Origin of the sequence: Henriciella aquimarina (assembly GCF_002088975.1) — a bacterium.
Lineage (GTDB): Bacteria > Pseudomonadota > Alphaproteobacteria > Caulobacterales > Hyphomonadaceae > Henriciella > Henriciella aquimarina.
The window spans coordinates 1-13,497 of record NZ_NCST01000115.1; the positions used below are offsets into that span (position 1 = coordinate 1).

A 13,497-nucleotide genomic window follows, 5' to 3' on the forward strand; every position below is an offset into this window, starting at 1 on the left:
TGTCAACGGCGGAGTAAAACCCGACCAAAGGGCGGCGCAAAAGTAGGCCACTTTGGGGTTGGGCGTGAAGGGCGCATAGAGCGCTGGCGGCCAGTCGACCGCGCTCCCCAAATAGCTGGCGGTTGACTGGCCGCCTTGGCCCGTGAGGGCCAAGTCATGGATTGTCGGTCAGGAGGTTTTGGTGGCTTTTCGCGCCTGGCTTTGGGCCAGGCGATAACTTTCGCCGTTCATCTCGAGGATGTTGACGTGGTGGGTCAGCCGGTCGAGGAGCGCCCCGGTCAGGCGCTCGGTTCCGAAGGTCTCCGTCCATTCATCGAAGGGCAAGTTGCTCGTGATCAGCGTAGCCCCGCGCTCGTAGCGCTGCGAGATCAATTCAAAGAGCAGCTCGGCCCCGGTTTTGGAGAGAGGGACGAAGCCCAATTCGTCGATGATCAGCAGCTTGGCGTTGGCCATCTGTTTTTGGACCCGCAGCAGGCGACGCTCGTCGCGCGCCTCCATCAGTTCGTTGACCAAGGCCGCGGCGGTGGTGAAGCTGACCGTCATCCCTTTCTGGCAAGCAGCGAGCCCCAGGCCGAGGGCGACGTGGGTTTTGCCGGTGCCGCTTGGGCCGAGGGCGATCACGTTCTCGCGCCGTTCGATCCAGTCGCAGCGCGCCAGTTCCAGCACCTGCATCTTGTTGAGCTTGGGGATTGCCTTGAAGTCGAAGCTGTCGAGGCTTTTGGTGGCCGGGAACTTGGCCGCCTTGATGCGGCGCTCGACCATCCGTCGCTCGCGATCGATCAGCTCCAGTTCGACCAGGCGCGTCAGGAACTGGACATGGTCCAAGCCCTCGGCGGCGCATTGGCGCGCCACCTTCTGATACTCACGCAGGAATGTCGGAAGCTTCAGCCTCTTGAGGTGATGCTCCAGCAGGATTTCGGGGGCATGGGTCATTCCGCAGCCTCCGACATCAGGGACATGTAGCTGGCCGCTGAGGTCGTCTCGACCCGCGCCCGTGGCAGGTAGGGGTACACGTCGAGGTCGAGCCGTGGTGGCCGCTTCTCGACCTGACACAGAACCAGATGCTTCACAGCATCAAAGCCGACCGCGCCCATCTTCAGGGCCTGCTTTACGGCGGCGTGTAGCTCCTCCATGCCGAAGGTCTCCAGAAGACGCAGCACCTGGACATACTCGCGGCGCCCTATCTTCAGCATGCGCGCTTCCATCAGGCGGCGCAGCGTGTCGAACTCTTTTGGCAAGTCCCACTCCGCAAGGGGCGCAGCCTGATCCAAAGCATTGATCTTGCGTTCGATCAGCGGGAGGTAGTGGATCGGATCGAACACCATGTCCTCGCGCGCGTAGCACCGCGGATGGCGTGCGATCACGTCCCCACGGCAGCCAATCACCACCTGATCGACATAGGCCCGCACCCACACATCCTGATGGCCATAGGCCACGGGGACCGAGTAATCGTTGGTGTTGTAGCGGACCAAAGACTGGGAGCTCACCCGGCCGCTGGCCTGTGCGCAGGCCTCAAAGGGGGCGGCTGGCAAGGGGCGCATCTCGGCCAGATCCCGCTGCAGGCGCGCGCCGATCATCTCCGTGTGCCCACGCAAGGTGTCGCCCTGACGGGCACGGCACTGCTCTTCAAGGTAGGCGTTGAAGCTCTCCCAATCCGGGAAGTGGGGGATCGGCACCATGTGGTTGCGGCGCACGTAGCCCACCATCCCCTCGACATTGCCCTTGTCATTCCCTTTGCCCGGCCGCCCGTAGCGGTCTCGGAACAGGTAGTGCGACAGCAATCCGCTGAACTGCGTCGCGCGGACCCGTGTCCCATCCGGCTGGATCTTCGAGACCAGGCAACGGTCGTTGTCATAGAGAACCGACAGAGGCACCCCGCCAAAGAAGGCAAAGGCATGCACATGCCCGTCCATCCAGGCCTCCGCCGTCGCCGCCGGATAGGCCCGCACGAAGTAGGCATCGCTGTGCGGCAAATCCAGGACGAAGAAGTGGGCCTTTTGTTCGACACCCCCGATCACAACCAACGCTTCGCCAAAATCGGCTTGCGCATGGCCCGGCGGATGCGCCAGCGGCACGAACATCTCACGGGTGCGTCGTTCACGCTGCCGAACGTAGTCCTTGATAATCGTATAGCCGCCGGTGAACTCGTGTTCCGCCTTGAGCCGCTCGTGGATCCGCTTCGCTGTGTGGCGCTGCTTGCGAGGCAACTTCTTGTCCTCTTCAAGCCAGCCGTCGATGATCTCGCTGAACCCATCAAGCTTGGGACGCTTGATCTCCTTCGTGCGCCGGTATCCCGGCGGCGATGAGAACGCCAACATCTTGCGAACGCTGTCGCGCGATATGTTGAAATGGCGCGCCAGATCCCGCTGGCTCATCCCCTCGCTGCGCGCCAGCCTGACCTTCAGATAAAGTTCCACGGTGTAAATCTCCTCGCCCTCCCTGCTGCCGCAAGAAGGGAAAAAGTGGACGACTTTTACGCCGCCCGCACCGCCAATACGACGGCGCTACCGTGGTCTAATTTTGCACCGCCGTTCTCATTTCGCGAACCTGCGGATGCATCGGGCAAGTCCAGACCGTCCCGGCATAATCGGCCGGAACCTTGTCATAAGCGTCATCGGATTGCGCTGGTTTCGCATCAGCATGATGCTGACAGCTGTGATGATGGTGGGCGTCAGGGTTGGTCATGTTCGGTGCTTTCCGCGTGGCGAACGAAGAACATCAAAGTTAAGTATACCCCATACGGGTATTTTTCAAGGACGCTCATCTTTGTATAAGATCGAGAAAACTCGCATTAGTTAAAGTGGCGGACGCTCTCCGAACGCTTTTAACCTCCGACCACTGCCGGAGAACGGCCGCTTCAGAGGGTGCGAAATAGTGGAGATGTCCGGTTGAGGATTGTGGTCGATTAAAGATGATCAGACTGATTTACTTTGTGGGTTCCAACCTCGTTTGGTTTGTCATCGCGGTTGCGTGCCTGGGTCTGGTCGTTCCCGGAGCCGGCCTATGGCTTGAAACCGTTATCGGGCCATTGCTTGCGCTGCTGATGCTGGTCATCAGCCTGACCTTCAATGCGCAGGACGTGCGAGTGATCCTTCGCAGACCTTCCAGGCAGTTGCTGGCGCTCGGTCTTGTCTACGGGCCAATGTCCATTGCCGGTTTCGTGACGGGGCGCATGTTCTTTGGCACAGGTTCGCTCGCTGCGGGTCAGACCCTGCTCGGCACTTTGCCGACAGACGTTTCGTCGCCGCTTCTGGTGCTGATGGCGCGCGGAAACGTTGCCCTGGCCGCCGTATTCAATGCGGTCAACACGGCTCTGTCGCCATTTGTCGTTCCGGTGTTGTTTTTGTGGCTGACTGGAATGCAGCTGGCGGTTCCGCTCGGGTCAATCATTGTGGAACTAGTGCTGATCGTGCTCTTGCCGACAATCCTTGGTGTCGGCTTGCGCACCAGATTTCCGGCATTTTTTGCTCGCCATGATTCCGCCTATGCGGGATATGGCTCGATCCCTTATCTGCTGATCCTTCTCGCCGTTGTCGGTCCGAATGCAGAGACGATCATTGACTATGGCTGGTTTGCCTTCGTGATCGCTGGCGCGGCTCTCACGCTCAATCTGATGGGGTACATGTTCGGGCTGACGGCGCGATTGTGCACCACCGACCGCAAGGAGGTCATCACATATCTCTTCACCGTGAGCAAAAAGGAGTTCAGCAGCGCCGCCGCGTTCGTGGCTGCATCCGGCTTGCCGGTGGAGATTGCGATACCGGCGGCCTTTTATGCAGTCATCCAGATGATTACCTCGCCCATCGCCGCAAAATTCCTTGCGCGAGGCGAGCACCCGTCAATGATAGGGGAGGTATGAATTGCCATCGATCCGACCGTGCGTGTCTTAGCTTGGCTCTCCAAGAATGGCGTCAGCATTTGGTTGAATAAGGTAGGTATGCCTGAAGTTGCTAGCGACGGATTCGCAATAGACTGGACAACGGCGGGTTCGGCCGTGCCATAGCTTCACCGCATGGCTCCGGACGGTGCGAGTGTATCCTGTCTTGGTTCGTGCGCATCATCAATCTCTAACATTGTAGTTTTCGGATGCACACGGACTGCCTCCGCCTAGAATTAGCCGCTCTGCCCGAACGGCTGCACCCAGAGAACGACAGTCGCCACGAACAAGGCGTAGACGACCGGGAAGCTGAGAACCTGCCACCGCCTGAAGCCGGTTTCGCGCACGCGCCCCCACCAGATGAACGCAGCGTAGAGTGCCGGCATGATCGCCACGAAGGCCAGGCTCACCCAGAACAGACGCAGGTCCTGGATCGGCGTCGCAATGATCGTGAGCGGGATGAAGGCGATCGTCATGGTGGCGGCCATATCGCCGATGACGTCGGTCGCGGCCGCCGTGATCTGGCCACGGCGCGCGAGGGTCCATGTGGCGAAGACCTCCGGCAGCGCCGCCACCGGCGCTGTAATGAACAGCCCGCCGATGATCTTTGAAATGCCAAGCGCGCTCACAATCTTTTCGGTTGAGAAGACGATGAAGTAAGCCCCGACTGCGAGCGCCGCTAAACCGCCACCCGCGAGCCACCGTTCGCGCCGGCTCCACTCGACCTGCTCGCCTCCCTTCCGGCCGCGCAGAAGCGCCTGCGCGAGATAGGCCAGGTACGTAATGAGCAGGATCCAGCCGTCGATTGGCTGGAGGCCCCGCCACGGCTCTGGAAGCGTCAGCAGGGCGACGACGACGAGGATGCCGAGATACGGTAGCGCCTGCACGGTGACCGCCCCGGGATCCACGGGCAGGAAATGCTCGCGCAGATGCCGTTCGTGATCGCGATGCTCGCCGCCGAGATCCTTCTTCCGTGTGGCAAGATAGGCGGTGGCGAGCAGGATCGGAACGACGATGATGTTGGCACCCAGCATCGCGCCGAGGCCGATATCGGCAACGCCGCGAAAGGCGCTCGTGATGTTGATTCCGACCTCCGGGCTCGCAGTGGCGAGTCCGATGAACGAGCCACCGGCCGCGACGGAGAACCCCCATTGGCGGCGCAGCTTCTTCAGCGGATCGGCTAGATGCTCCGCGCCCCAATGCGCCGCCCAGACGGCACCCAGCAGAACAGCTGCCCAAAGGACCGTACTCATCGCTCATCAGGCCTTACATTGCTGATCACGAACCGGCTTTTCGGGAGTGCCGGCAGTCTCGACATATCGATGCGCAGGTCCTGGTCCGGCACATCGAAGACGATCTGTTCCGTAAGGAACTCGCAGGCCACCTTCATCAGTTCGGTCGTGATCCATTCGCCCGGGCAGCGATGGTTCCGGTGGTGGTCGCCGCCACCCTGAGGAATGAAACGGAAGGGGCTGCCATCCCAACCCTGAAATCGCTCCGGCCAAAACTCCTCCGGGGCATCCCATGCCCGCGGGTCTCGGTTGGTGCCGTATAGATCAAGGACCACCCGCCGGCCACGCGGGAACCGGTAGCCCTTCCACTCAAACTCTCGCCTTACGCGCGCCATCACGGCGGGAAAGAAGGGATACCAGCGCCGGACCTCCTGCACGAAACACTCGAGATATCCGTCGTTGGCCCGAAATTTTTGACGGCAGGCTGGAAACTGGTGCAGCGCGTGGGCGGTGAACGTGATGAAGACGGACACGGCAACGGTCGGACGCAAGATGTTCAGCAGTTCCACCGCAGCTATTCGTGGACTCAGCATCTGACCATCCGGCCCGTGCCAAGTGGAGATTACGCGCGCCGGGCTTTGCTCCGGCAGGTCCAGACGGCCCGCGCGGACCTGCTCTACGATGTCCGAAACCCACTTGTCCGACAGTTTGCGGGACAGGCGCGACCACCAGTGCCTCGGTCCGGTCGCCCCCGCGGAATCGAACAACGCGGTCAGTTCCGCCGTGCGCCGACGAACCTCCTTCTCTGGGAGCGGAACGCCCGCCCAGGCGCAAACCGCCCGGGTCAGGATTTCCTGGACCTCGTCATAGAGGACGACACGGTCCATGCTCGCCCAATTCCGGGCCTGGATGCGCCACTGCTCGGCGCTCAGCTCTCCGAGATGCTGGATCCGCTCGGGCGTCATGAGCGCCATGAACATCTGCTTGCGATGCCGGTGTGCCTCATCGTCAAGCCCCTGAACGCCGCCCCGGCCGAAGAGCGTCTTTTGAACGCGGCCGGGCGCCGCACCACGCCTGACAAACCGCTCCTGATCGTAGAACAGCTCTGCGGTCTCCGGCCCCGTCATGCAGATCGTCCTGCGGAGCAGGAGACGGGTCTCGAAGAGGTCGGTCCCGTAGTGGCGGCACCTTTTGGAAATCAAGCCATAGGGATCGCGGAGCAGCGCCAGCGTGCTGTCGAAATCCTCATCGCGCGGCATACGGGGCACGGTCATCCCTCCTCTGGCTCCGCTTGTCGCTGCTCTTGCGGAGCGCGAAAACCGTCCAGCAGAAGCAGGGCAACTCCGCTGACGATCGCCGCATCAGCGAGATTGAAGGCGGGCCAGTGATAGGCTCCGAGGTGGAAATCGAGAAAGTCCGTCACGGCCCCGTGGCGCAGCCGGTCCAGCACGTTGCCGAGGGCCCCGCCGATCAGCAGTCCGAGGGCAGCGGCGACCAGCCGGTTCTGCGCTCGCCACAGCCAAACGGAGAGTGCCGCCACAATGGCGAGGGCGAGCAGTGCGAGCACCCACCATGGCGCCCCACCGAACATTCCAAAGGTCACCCCGGAGTTCTGACCGCGCACAAGATTGAAGAATGGAAGAACTTCCACGCCGGCAGCGAGAGCGGGGGAGGCGACGACAATCGCCTTCGAGCCCTGGTCCAGAGCGAACGCCGCGACGGCGCACGCGACGCCAAGTCGGCGGACGGCGCTCATGTCCTCTCCCGCAGATCGGCCCGGGCGTCGCGGACGATCGACCATGAGGATTGCAGGAACAGCCCGGCGATCACGGCCGCAACCACAAGATCGGGCCATGCCGTTCCGGTCCAGGCAACCAGGCCCGCCGCCACGACGACCGCGGCGTTGCCAATGGCGTCATTGCGACTGAAGAGCCAGACCGCCCGCACGTTGGCGTCTCCCGTCCGGTGAGGCAACAGCGGGAGCACCGCGACCACGTTGACCACCAGCGCAATCACTGCGAACAGGCCCATCAAACCCGCCTCGGGCTGCTGTTGGACTAGGATCCGGTACGCGGTGTTGGCGAGAACCCCCAGGCCGAGAGCACCCAGGAACAGGCCCTGGATCAGTGCGGAGCGGGCTCGCCAGGCCAGAGACCAGCCAATCGCGAGAATGCCTAGGAAGGTGATCAGGCCGTCGCCAAGAAAGTCGAGCGCGTCGGCCTTCAGCGCCTGCGATCCCGAGATGAAACCGCCGACCGCCTCTATGACGCCATAGCCGATGTTCAGGAGGATCACGATCCACAGCGCCCGCCTGTAGGCCGGGGTGATGTGCGCCAGGTCTTTCGGCAGGTCGTCGATGTCGCCTTCCCCGTCGGTTGCGGGCCTGTCCAGGCGATCCAGCCGGTAGCCGATCCCGGCCACAGCGCGTTCGACCTCGGGCAGCCGTGTGGCGGGATCATCGACGCGCAGCGTCATGATCTGCGTGGCCGTCGAGACCTTCACGTCTTCCACCCCGACCGAGCGCACGGCCTTTTCAATCTTCCCGGCGCAGGACGGGCAATCCATGCCGGTGATCCGGTAGCGTCCGGTCTCGGTTTTGTCCGTTGAAGCTGCTATAGTCATGATCACACCTTTTATGATAGAGGATTATATCACTCGTGGATGATATGTCGAGCGATGCCGAGCTGGGTGGGCGAGCCAACGCCCATTCTGTCCTGCTACGAGCGAAGTTGTTCCGGGGATTGGCCGATCCGTCGCGCCTGTTCATCTTGGAAGCTTTACGCAAGGGCCCTCGTTCCGTCGGAGAGATCGTCGCAATAACGGGCTTGTCGCAATCGAATGCCTCAAACCACCTCCGCTGCCTGAGTGAATGCGGTCTTGTAACTGGCGATCAACGTGGACGTTTCGTCCACTACGCCTTGAGCGAATTTCGTTCAGAGCAGCTGTTACTGATTGCAGACGAATTGCTCAAAAACGGAGCAATCGGCGTCGATGCTTGCGACAACTATGATGAATAGCCTCAGGATTATCGAGCTGTGAGACTGTGAGCAGAAAACCGTCGCCATTGCGTTAATTTCATTCGCGAAGATTGGCGGTGTTCTGCAATGAGCCTTCGCCCATTGTCGGCTACTTCGCGACCATCGCTTTTCTTGTCAATGTTTGGGCTCTTTTTATGCGAGGGTTCGGCGAGAAATGGATTGCATCCTAAGGGGCGCCTTGGATTTAATGGGTCGCAAGATGAGAGCGTTGGCACCATGGGTCGCATGGCGTCATGTTTGCACAACGTTTTGTGCGTCGCTACGTCCTTGGACGTGGAGCGGTTTTGCGGCGCATGGAGGAGGCATCGAGATTGCGCGCAGAATCAACCATATTCGGCGCGCTGACGGTCAGGCCCGCATCCGCGCTATTAAGGAAACGGTCAGGGAACGGATTACATAGGCATAGGTCAGCAGGATGATCGTGCCGGACAGGATCAGTCCGCCACAGGAATTGGAGCCAGAGAGGAATGAGCAGCTTCATGAGGCTTTTGCCGTCGAACATCCGGCGCCGGATTTCTGTTGCTTCAACTCGCCAACGGCCTGCAGCGTGATTGCCCAGGAGGAGCGCAGGAAAAGGCCTGCAAGAAGGGTGGCGACAATCAGGTCCGGCCACGGCGATCCGGTCAGGGCGACGGCGCCGGCAGCAGCGATGACACCGGCATTGCCGATCGCATCATTGCGCGAGCAGAGCCAGACAGAACGAACATTGCTGTCCCCATCGCGCCAGCGCAGCAGGATGAGGACACTCAGCAAATTGGCCGCCAGGGCCAGGCCGCCGATGATGCTCATCGTGACTGTTTCCGGCGCCCCGTCTGAAAAGACACGGGCGATGGTGGATCCAAGGATGAAAAGCGCGATCAGCGCCAGGGATCCGGCCTTGAAAAGGGAAGCTTTCGCCCGCACCGTAGCGCTCATACCGATTACGGCAAGGCTGATCGCATAGGTTGCCGCATCGCCGCCAAAGTCCAGCGCGTCCGCCTTGAGGGCCTGGGAACGGGCGAGGTAACCCGCGGAGAGCTCGACGATGAACATGATGGCGTTGATCGCGATGACGGCAAGAAGCGCGCGCCGATAAGATTTCGATGTTCCGTCGAAAGATGTCTGCCCGCAGCATTCGCTCATGCAACTGTCTCCTTCGGAAAGCTCCTGATTTTCCGGTCGAAGCCAGACATCGTGCCTCCAGCGCTTGTGTTTCTGATAGTCTACAGTCTACAGTCTACAGTAACTGTAGAGGCAAGAGGTTTCACTACATGAGCTCGATGACGATCGGAAAGCTTTCTGCGGCGACCAGGGTGAAGGTCACCACGATACGCTACTATGAATCGATTGGCCTGCTTGATGAGCCGGATCGCAGCGCGAGTGGACAAAGGCTCTATGGCGACACCGCTGTCGAGCGTCTTGGCTTTATCCGGCATGCCAGAGACCTGGGCTTCCCGGTTCCGGCAATCCGTGAACTGATTTCGTTGCAGGTTGAGCCTAGCTGGGACTGCGCCGTAGTCGACCAGATCGCCCGCCGCCAGCTGGGCGAGGTTCGACGCAGGCTGACCCAGCTCGAAGCACTTGAAGCCGAACTCAAGCGCATGATCACCGCCTGCGAGGGCGGGAAGATCGCATGCTGCTCAGTGCTCGCAGCGCTGGGCCACCATGAGCAATGCCTGCATGAAGAGCATGCGGGAAAAGAAGTTCTCGCCGCACGCCCTTCAAACTAGGGCTTGACCCTCCAGTGACTGGAGATGTTATGGCAATTGAATGCGAAGGCATTAACTCGATTATCACCGAAAGCTGCTAAGTCTATAGTATGAGCCTTCCCCGGATCATAAGGCGCTTGCGAACGCTGATCGTCATGATGATGACGATCGCTTTCGTTTTTGCGCCCATGGGTGCGGCGGCAGATACAATGCACGCCTGTGATGACAATACGGTGGTGTGTGCCGATGGCGAGCTTTCACAGGACGGATCTGGCGAACAACCGTCGCATGAAGGGCATGAGCATACAGCGCATCATTGCGGCGGCTGCCATGTTCACATGATCGGTGGTGGCGATTTCGGCGCCGCCATTCGGCCTGGGATTCAGACCAAACGGATCCGCCCCGGCCAAGCGGATCATGCGAGCCTCCGTCCCGACGGGCTTTACCGGCCTCCCCGCGCCTAGACCAACGACACAAGACATCTGATGCGCAGCCCCGGCTGCGCCGTCGTTGAATCTGGACGAGGAAACTATCCAAAATGAGACATCTGTTGTGCGGTGCTGTCACCGCGCTCGCCCTGCCGGTTCTGGCCGGGGCAGCCTACGCTCAGGGGTGCAGCCCTGCGCCTGTTGGGCAACGTGAATATGATCAGACCCTGCCGCTGACGCTGGAGCGGGCGGTCGCCCGTGCGGGCCATGCCGCGCCGGAAATCCTGATTGCCGCGCTTGAAGCGAGAGCCGCTTCAGCCGACGCCGACCAGGCCGGGCGGTGGCTCAACCCGGCGATCTCTGTGGATACAGAGAATTTCGCAGGCACAGGCGGTCTCGAAGGCTTCGATGCCTATGAGACAACGCTTGCGCTGGAGCAGACCTTCCGGCTTGGCGGCAAGCGGCGCCTGTCCGAGCGGGCCGCAAGAGCTGAGGCCGCGCTGGCGAGTGCCGAATGCAACGTCCAGAGGCTGGAAGCGCAGCGACTTGCCGGCGAACTCTTTCTCGATTTGCAGGCCGCCATCGAGATGGCGGACGTGGCGGACGCGTCGGCCAGCCTGGCCGAGGAGTTCGCCAATGTTGTCGAACGCCGCGTCGAGGCGGGCGCTGCGGCCCCGCCGGAGCTTTTGCGGGCAAAAGCCGAAGCGGCAAGCCTTCAGGCCGCTGCCGACGCCGCTCGCGGCAATGTGGAGGCTGCGGCGATTTCGCTTGCATCGATCTGGGGAAGCCCGGACGTCGACTATGTTTTGCCGAGGCCGGAGAATTTTGATGTCGCTACGGATAGCACGGGATCCGACGGTGTACGTGTTACCCACCCAAGGTTACAGGCCGCGCAAGCCAGTGCTGATGCCAGGGCCGCGGCGACAGACCGTGCGCGGGCCGGAGCGTGGCCAGATGTCACCGTTTCGGCTGGTGTCCGCCGCTTCGAGGACACCGGAGACAGTGCTTTCCTCGCGGGTATCAGCCTGCCGCTGCCCGTGTTCGACCGCAACCAGGATGCCACACGCGCTGCCCGGTTCCGTACCGAAGGGGCAGAGCTGAATGCCAGGGCCGTCGAAGCAAGGCTGAGAGCCGAGCAGGCGAGCCTGGCCGCGCAGGTGCGGGCCGCGAAATCCCGGTTGCAGCGTCTCGAGGGCGAAGCCCTTCCCCTGGCCGAAGGCGCCTATGCCTCCGCCGCTGAGGGTTACCGGGTTGGCAAGTTTGACCTGACCGCCACGCTCGATGCACGGCGCAGCCTGATCGAAACCCGCGCCGCCGTGATCGAAGCCCGGCTGGCGCTCCAGACACAGACCCTGCGGCTGCGTGCGCTGATCGGCGCCGCGCCGTTCGAAGGAGAGATCCAATGAAACTGAATTTATTCTATGCGGCGCTGCTTTCGCCAGCGCTTTTGTATCTTAGTGCTTGCGGCAATGACGCCTCCGATTCGTCTGGTGCAAACCGGACGGCCTCGCAAGCCGAAGAAGGCCATGACGACCATGAAACTCATGAAGAAGAAGGCGGCGACCTTGTCGAGCTGAGCGCCGAGGCGGCTGAAGCGGCCGGAATCCGGACCGGGCAAGCGGGGACTGGCACGGTGTCGGGCCAGCTGGAACTGCCAGCGGAAATCCGTTTCGATGCAGACCGTGTCGCTAGGGTTTCGCCGCAGGTGGAAGGCATTGTCGCCCAGCTTTATGCAGGCGAAGGCGATACGGTGAAAGCCGGTGCGACGCTAGCGCGCCTGACCAGCCGTGAACTCGCCGGCCTCAAGGCCGATTATCTGAATGCGCTCAGCGCCGAACGCCTGGCGCGGGCCGAGCTGGACCGCGAGGAAAACCTCTGGGAGCAGAAGATCACGTCCGAAGCCGATGTGCAGTCGGCGCGTGCGGCCTTCTCGGCAGCAACCGCCGCTCTGGAGGCTGCCGAAAACAGACTCCATGCTGTCGGAATTAGTCATGGCGTACTCGACAGTCTGGATGAGGCTGAGGATGGGGCGCTGGCGCAAGCCTATGTGACGGCTCCCCTTGCCGGAGAGGTGATTCAGCGGAGCGTTTCTCTTGGAGAAACCGTATCGGCTGGCGGCGCGCCCATCTTTGTCATCATCGATGATAGCGTCGTCTGGGCCGACATCGCCGTCTACAAGGAAGATCTCGGCAAGGTCAGCGAAGGCCAGACCGTGACCTTCCAGCAGGAAGATGGCCGCGTCCTGGCCGAAGGGACAATTTCAAATGTCCTGCCTGTCATCAATGAGGCATCCCGCACCGCGACCGCGCGGGTCATTGTCGACAATGCCGAACACAGGCTGAAGCCCGGTCAGTTCGTAACGGCGCGGATCGACACGGGAGAGGGGCGCCCCGTCGTGCGCGTTCCCTCCGATGCGATTGTCAGTGTTGAAGACAGGATGTCGGTCTTCGTCCCGACGGATGACGGGTTCGAACCGCGCGAGGTCCGGACAGGAGAGAGTGCAGGCAGCTATACCGAGATCATTTCCGGGCTCGAGGCCGACGAAGCATTCGTTGCCGAGGGCGCCTTCACCCTGAAAGCGCAGCTTGAAAAAGACGCTTTCGGCGACGGCCACGCACACTAGGAGACCCGCAAAATGATCAATTTGATGCACCGCCTTGCGGGTGGCCGGCTGCTTGCCGCCATTGCCGCACTCGCCCTGTCCATCGGCGGCCTGTTTGCCTTTCGCAGCCTTCCCGTCGATGCCTTTCCCGATCCCTCGCCCTCGCTGGTCCAGGTCTTCACGGAGACTGAAGGCCTGTCACCCGAAGAGGTCGAGCGCTATGTCACCTATCCGATCGAAACGGCCATGTCCGGCCTGCCCAAGGTTGAGGAGATCCGCTCGACGTCCAATTTCGGCCTGTCCGTCATCAATATCTATTTCGAGGACGGCACGGACGTCTATTTCGCGCGCCAGGTTGTCGGCGAACGTCTTGGCGAGGCGGGCGAGGCCATCCCCGAAGGCTTCGGCACGCCGAAGATGGGACCGATTTCGACCGGCCTTGGCATTATCATGTACTACCGTCTCGTCGATGAAACCGGCGAGCGGTCGCTTGTCGAGTTGCGCGAGATCGCTGACTGGATGATCAAGTATCCGCTCCAGTCCGTTGAAGGCGTGACCGAAGTCCTGTCGCTCGGCGGCTTTGAAAAGCAATATCAGGTCCGGCTCGATCCAGACCAACTGACGTCCTATGA

General features: G+C 61.5%; 15 protein-coding genes. 7 read left to right on the top strand and 8 right to left on the bottom strand.

The window, feature by feature from the left end:
• Nucleotides 1–168 precede the first annotated feature (168 nt).
• The 3 genes from istB to B8784_RS21690 all read right to left on the bottom strand — a co-directional run bounded on the left by istB (nt 169) and on the right by B8784_RS21690 (nt 2,685).
• Nucleotides 169–933, bottom strand: a complete 765-nt coding sequence (istB, locus tag B8784_RS17440) for an IS21-like element helper ATPase IstB (RefSeq protein ID WP_084396756.1) — start codon at nt 931–933, stop codon at nt 169–171.
• Nucleotides 930–2,417 carry an IS21 family transposase gene (gene istA / locus B8784_RS17445; protein ID WP_169712612.1) on the bottom strand — a complete coding sequence of 496 codons (1,488 nt, stop codon included), beginning with the start codon at nt 2,415–2,417 and terminating at the stop codon, nt 930–932. Before istA ends, istB begins: the two co-directional genes overlap by 4 nt.
• Before the next feature lie 97 nt (nt 2,418–2,514).
• Nucleotides 2,515–2,685, bottom strand: coding sequence for a hypothetical protein (locus B8784_RS21690; protein ID WP_158085736.1), 171 nt, complete (start codon nt 2,683–2,685; stop codon nt 2,515–2,517).
• 226 nt (nt 2,686–2,911) lie between these two features.
• Here B8784_RS21690 and B8784_RS17450 point away from each other — a divergent pair, with 226 nt between their 5' ends.
• Entirely contained in the window at nt 2,912–3,859 is a 948-nt protein-coding gene (locus tag B8784_RS17450) for a bile acid:sodium symporter family protein (RefSeq protein ID WP_084399168.1), read from the top strand.
• Nucleotides 3,860–4,113: 254 nt separating this feature from the next.
• On the opposite strand, the gene B8784_RS17455 is transcribed toward B8784_RS17450, so the two are convergent.
• The 4 genes from B8784_RS17455 to B8784_RS17470 are packed head-to-tail and all read right to left on the bottom strand — an operon-like array spanning nt 4,114 to nt 7,731.
• The gene (locus tag B8784_RS17455; RefSeq protein WP_084399169.1) at nt 4,114–5,130 is read right to left on the bottom strand and encodes a sodium:calcium antiporter; all 1,017 of its coding nucleotides are present in this window, start codon (nt 5,128–5,130) and stop codon (nt 4,114–4,116) included.
• Complete coding sequence (locus tag B8784_RS17460; protein WP_233356217.1) at nt 5,127–6,383, bottom strand: cytochrome P450; 1,257 nt, start codon at nt 6,381–6,383, stop codon at nt 5,127–5,129. The genes B8784_RS17455 and B8784_RS17460 overlap by 4 nt, the downstream gene beginning before the upstream one ends.
• Nucleotides 6,380–6,865, bottom strand: coding sequence for a signal peptidase II (gene lspA, locus B8784_RS17465; protein ID WP_084399170.1), 486 nt, complete (start codon nt 6,863–6,865; stop codon nt 6,380–6,382). The genes B8784_RS17460 and lspA overlap by 4 nt, the downstream gene beginning before the upstream one ends.
• Complete coding sequence (locus B8784_RS17470; protein WP_084399171.1) at nt 6,862–7,731, bottom strand: cation transporter; 870 nt, start codon at nt 7,729–7,731, stop codon at nt 6,862–6,864. The genes lspA and B8784_RS17470 overlap by 4 nt, the downstream gene beginning before the upstream one ends.
• Nucleotides 7,732–7,775: 44 nt before the next feature.
• On the opposite strand from B8784_RS17470, the gene B8784_RS17475 reads away from it, so the two are divergent.
• Nucleotides 7,776–8,126, top strand: coding sequence for an ArsR/SmtB family transcription factor (locus B8784_RS17475; protein ID WP_084399172.1), 351 nt, complete (start codon nt 7,776–7,778; stop codon nt 8,124–8,126).
• A 498-nt stretch (nt 8,127–8,624) separates the two neighbouring features.
• Here B8784_RS17475 and B8784_RS17480 read toward each other — a convergent pair whose 3' ends face one another.
• Nucleotides 8,625–9,269: a cation transporter gene (locus tag B8784_RS17480; RefSeq protein WP_084399173.1), complete on the bottom strand. Its 645-nt coding sequence runs from the start codon at nt 9,267–9,269 to the stop codon at nt 8,625–8,627.
• A 128-nt stretch (nt 9,270–9,397) separates the two neighbouring features.
• Here B8784_RS17480 and B8784_RS17485 point away from each other — a divergent pair, with 128 nt between their 5' ends.
• From B8784_RS17485 to B8784_RS17500, 5 genes are all read left to right on the top strand, one after another.
• Entirely contained in the window at nt 9,398–9,856 is a 459-nt protein-coding gene (locus tag B8784_RS17485) for a MerR family transcriptional regulator (RefSeq protein ID WP_084399174.1), read from the top strand.
• Nucleotides 9,857–9,972: 116 nt separating this feature from the next.
• Entirely contained in the window at nt 9,973–10,299 is a 327-nt protein-coding gene (locus B8784_RS21415; protein WP_143435614.1) for a hypothetical protein, read from the top strand.
• Nucleotides 10,300–10,373: 74 nt separating this feature from the next.
• Nucleotides 10,374–11,669, top strand: a complete 1,296-nt coding sequence (locus B8784_RS17490) for a TolC family protein (protein WP_084399175.1) — start codon at nt 10,374–10,376, stop codon at nt 11,667–11,669.
• Nucleotides 11,666–12,886, top strand: a complete 1,221-nt coding sequence (locus B8784_RS17495; RefSeq protein ID WP_084399176.1) for an efflux RND transporter periplasmic adaptor subunit — start codon at nt 11,666–11,668, stop codon at nt 12,884–12,886. The genes B8784_RS17490 and B8784_RS17495 overlap by 4 nt, the downstream gene beginning before the upstream one ends.
• 12 nt (nt 12,887–12,898) lie before the next feature.
• On the top strand, nt 12,899–13,497 hold a 599-nt coding region (locus B8784_RS17500; protein ID WP_143435589.1), incomplete at its 3' end, for an efflux RND transporter permease subunit.

Coding starts and splice junctions, on each gene's coding strand:
- B8784_RS17485 (WP_084399174.1), top strand. CDS start 9,398: ATGAGCTCGATGACGATCGGAAAGCTTTCTGCGGCGACCAGGGTGAAG.
- B8784_RS17450 (WP_084399168.1), top strand. CDS start 2,912: ATGATCAGACTGATTTACTTTGTGGGTTCCAACCTCGTTTGGTTTGTC.
- B8784_RS17490 (WP_084399175.1), top strand. CDS start 10,374: ATGAGACATCTGTTGTGCGGTGCTGTCACCGCGCTCGCCCTGCCGGTT.
- B8784_RS17475 (WP_084399172.1), top strand. CDS start 7,776: ATGTCGAGCGATGCCGAGCTGGGTGGGCGAGCCAACGCCCATTCTGTC.
- B8784_RS21690 (WP_158085736.1), bottom strand. CDS start 2,685: ATGACCAACCCTGACGCCCACCATCATCACAGCTGTCAGCATCATGCT.
- B8784_RS17460 (WP_233356217.1), bottom strand. CDS start 6,383: ATGACCGTGCCCCGTATGCCGCGCGATGAGGATTTCGACAGCACGCTG.
- lspA (WP_084399170.1), bottom strand. CDS start 6,865: ATGAGCGCCGTCCGCCGACTTGGCGTCGCGTGCGCCGTCGCGGCGTTC.
- B8784_RS17470 (WP_084399171.1), bottom strand. CDS start 7,731: ATGACTATAGCAGCTTCAACGGACAAAACCGAGACCGGACGCTACCGG.
- B8784_RS17455 (WP_084399169.1), bottom strand. CDS start 5,130: ATGAGTACGGTCCTTTGGGCAGCTGTTCTGCTGGGTGCCGTCTGGGCG.
- B8784_RS17495 (WP_084399176.1), top strand. CDS start 11,666: ATGAAACTGAATTTATTCTATGCGGCGCTGCTTTCGCCAGCGCTTTTG.
- istB (WP_084396756.1), bottom strand. CDS start 933: ATGACCCATGCCCCCGAAATCCTGCTGGAGCATCACCTCAAGAGGCTG.
- B8784_RS17480 (WP_084399173.1), bottom strand. CDS start 9,269: ATGAGCGAATGCTGCGGGCAGACATCTTTCGACGGAACATCGAAATCT.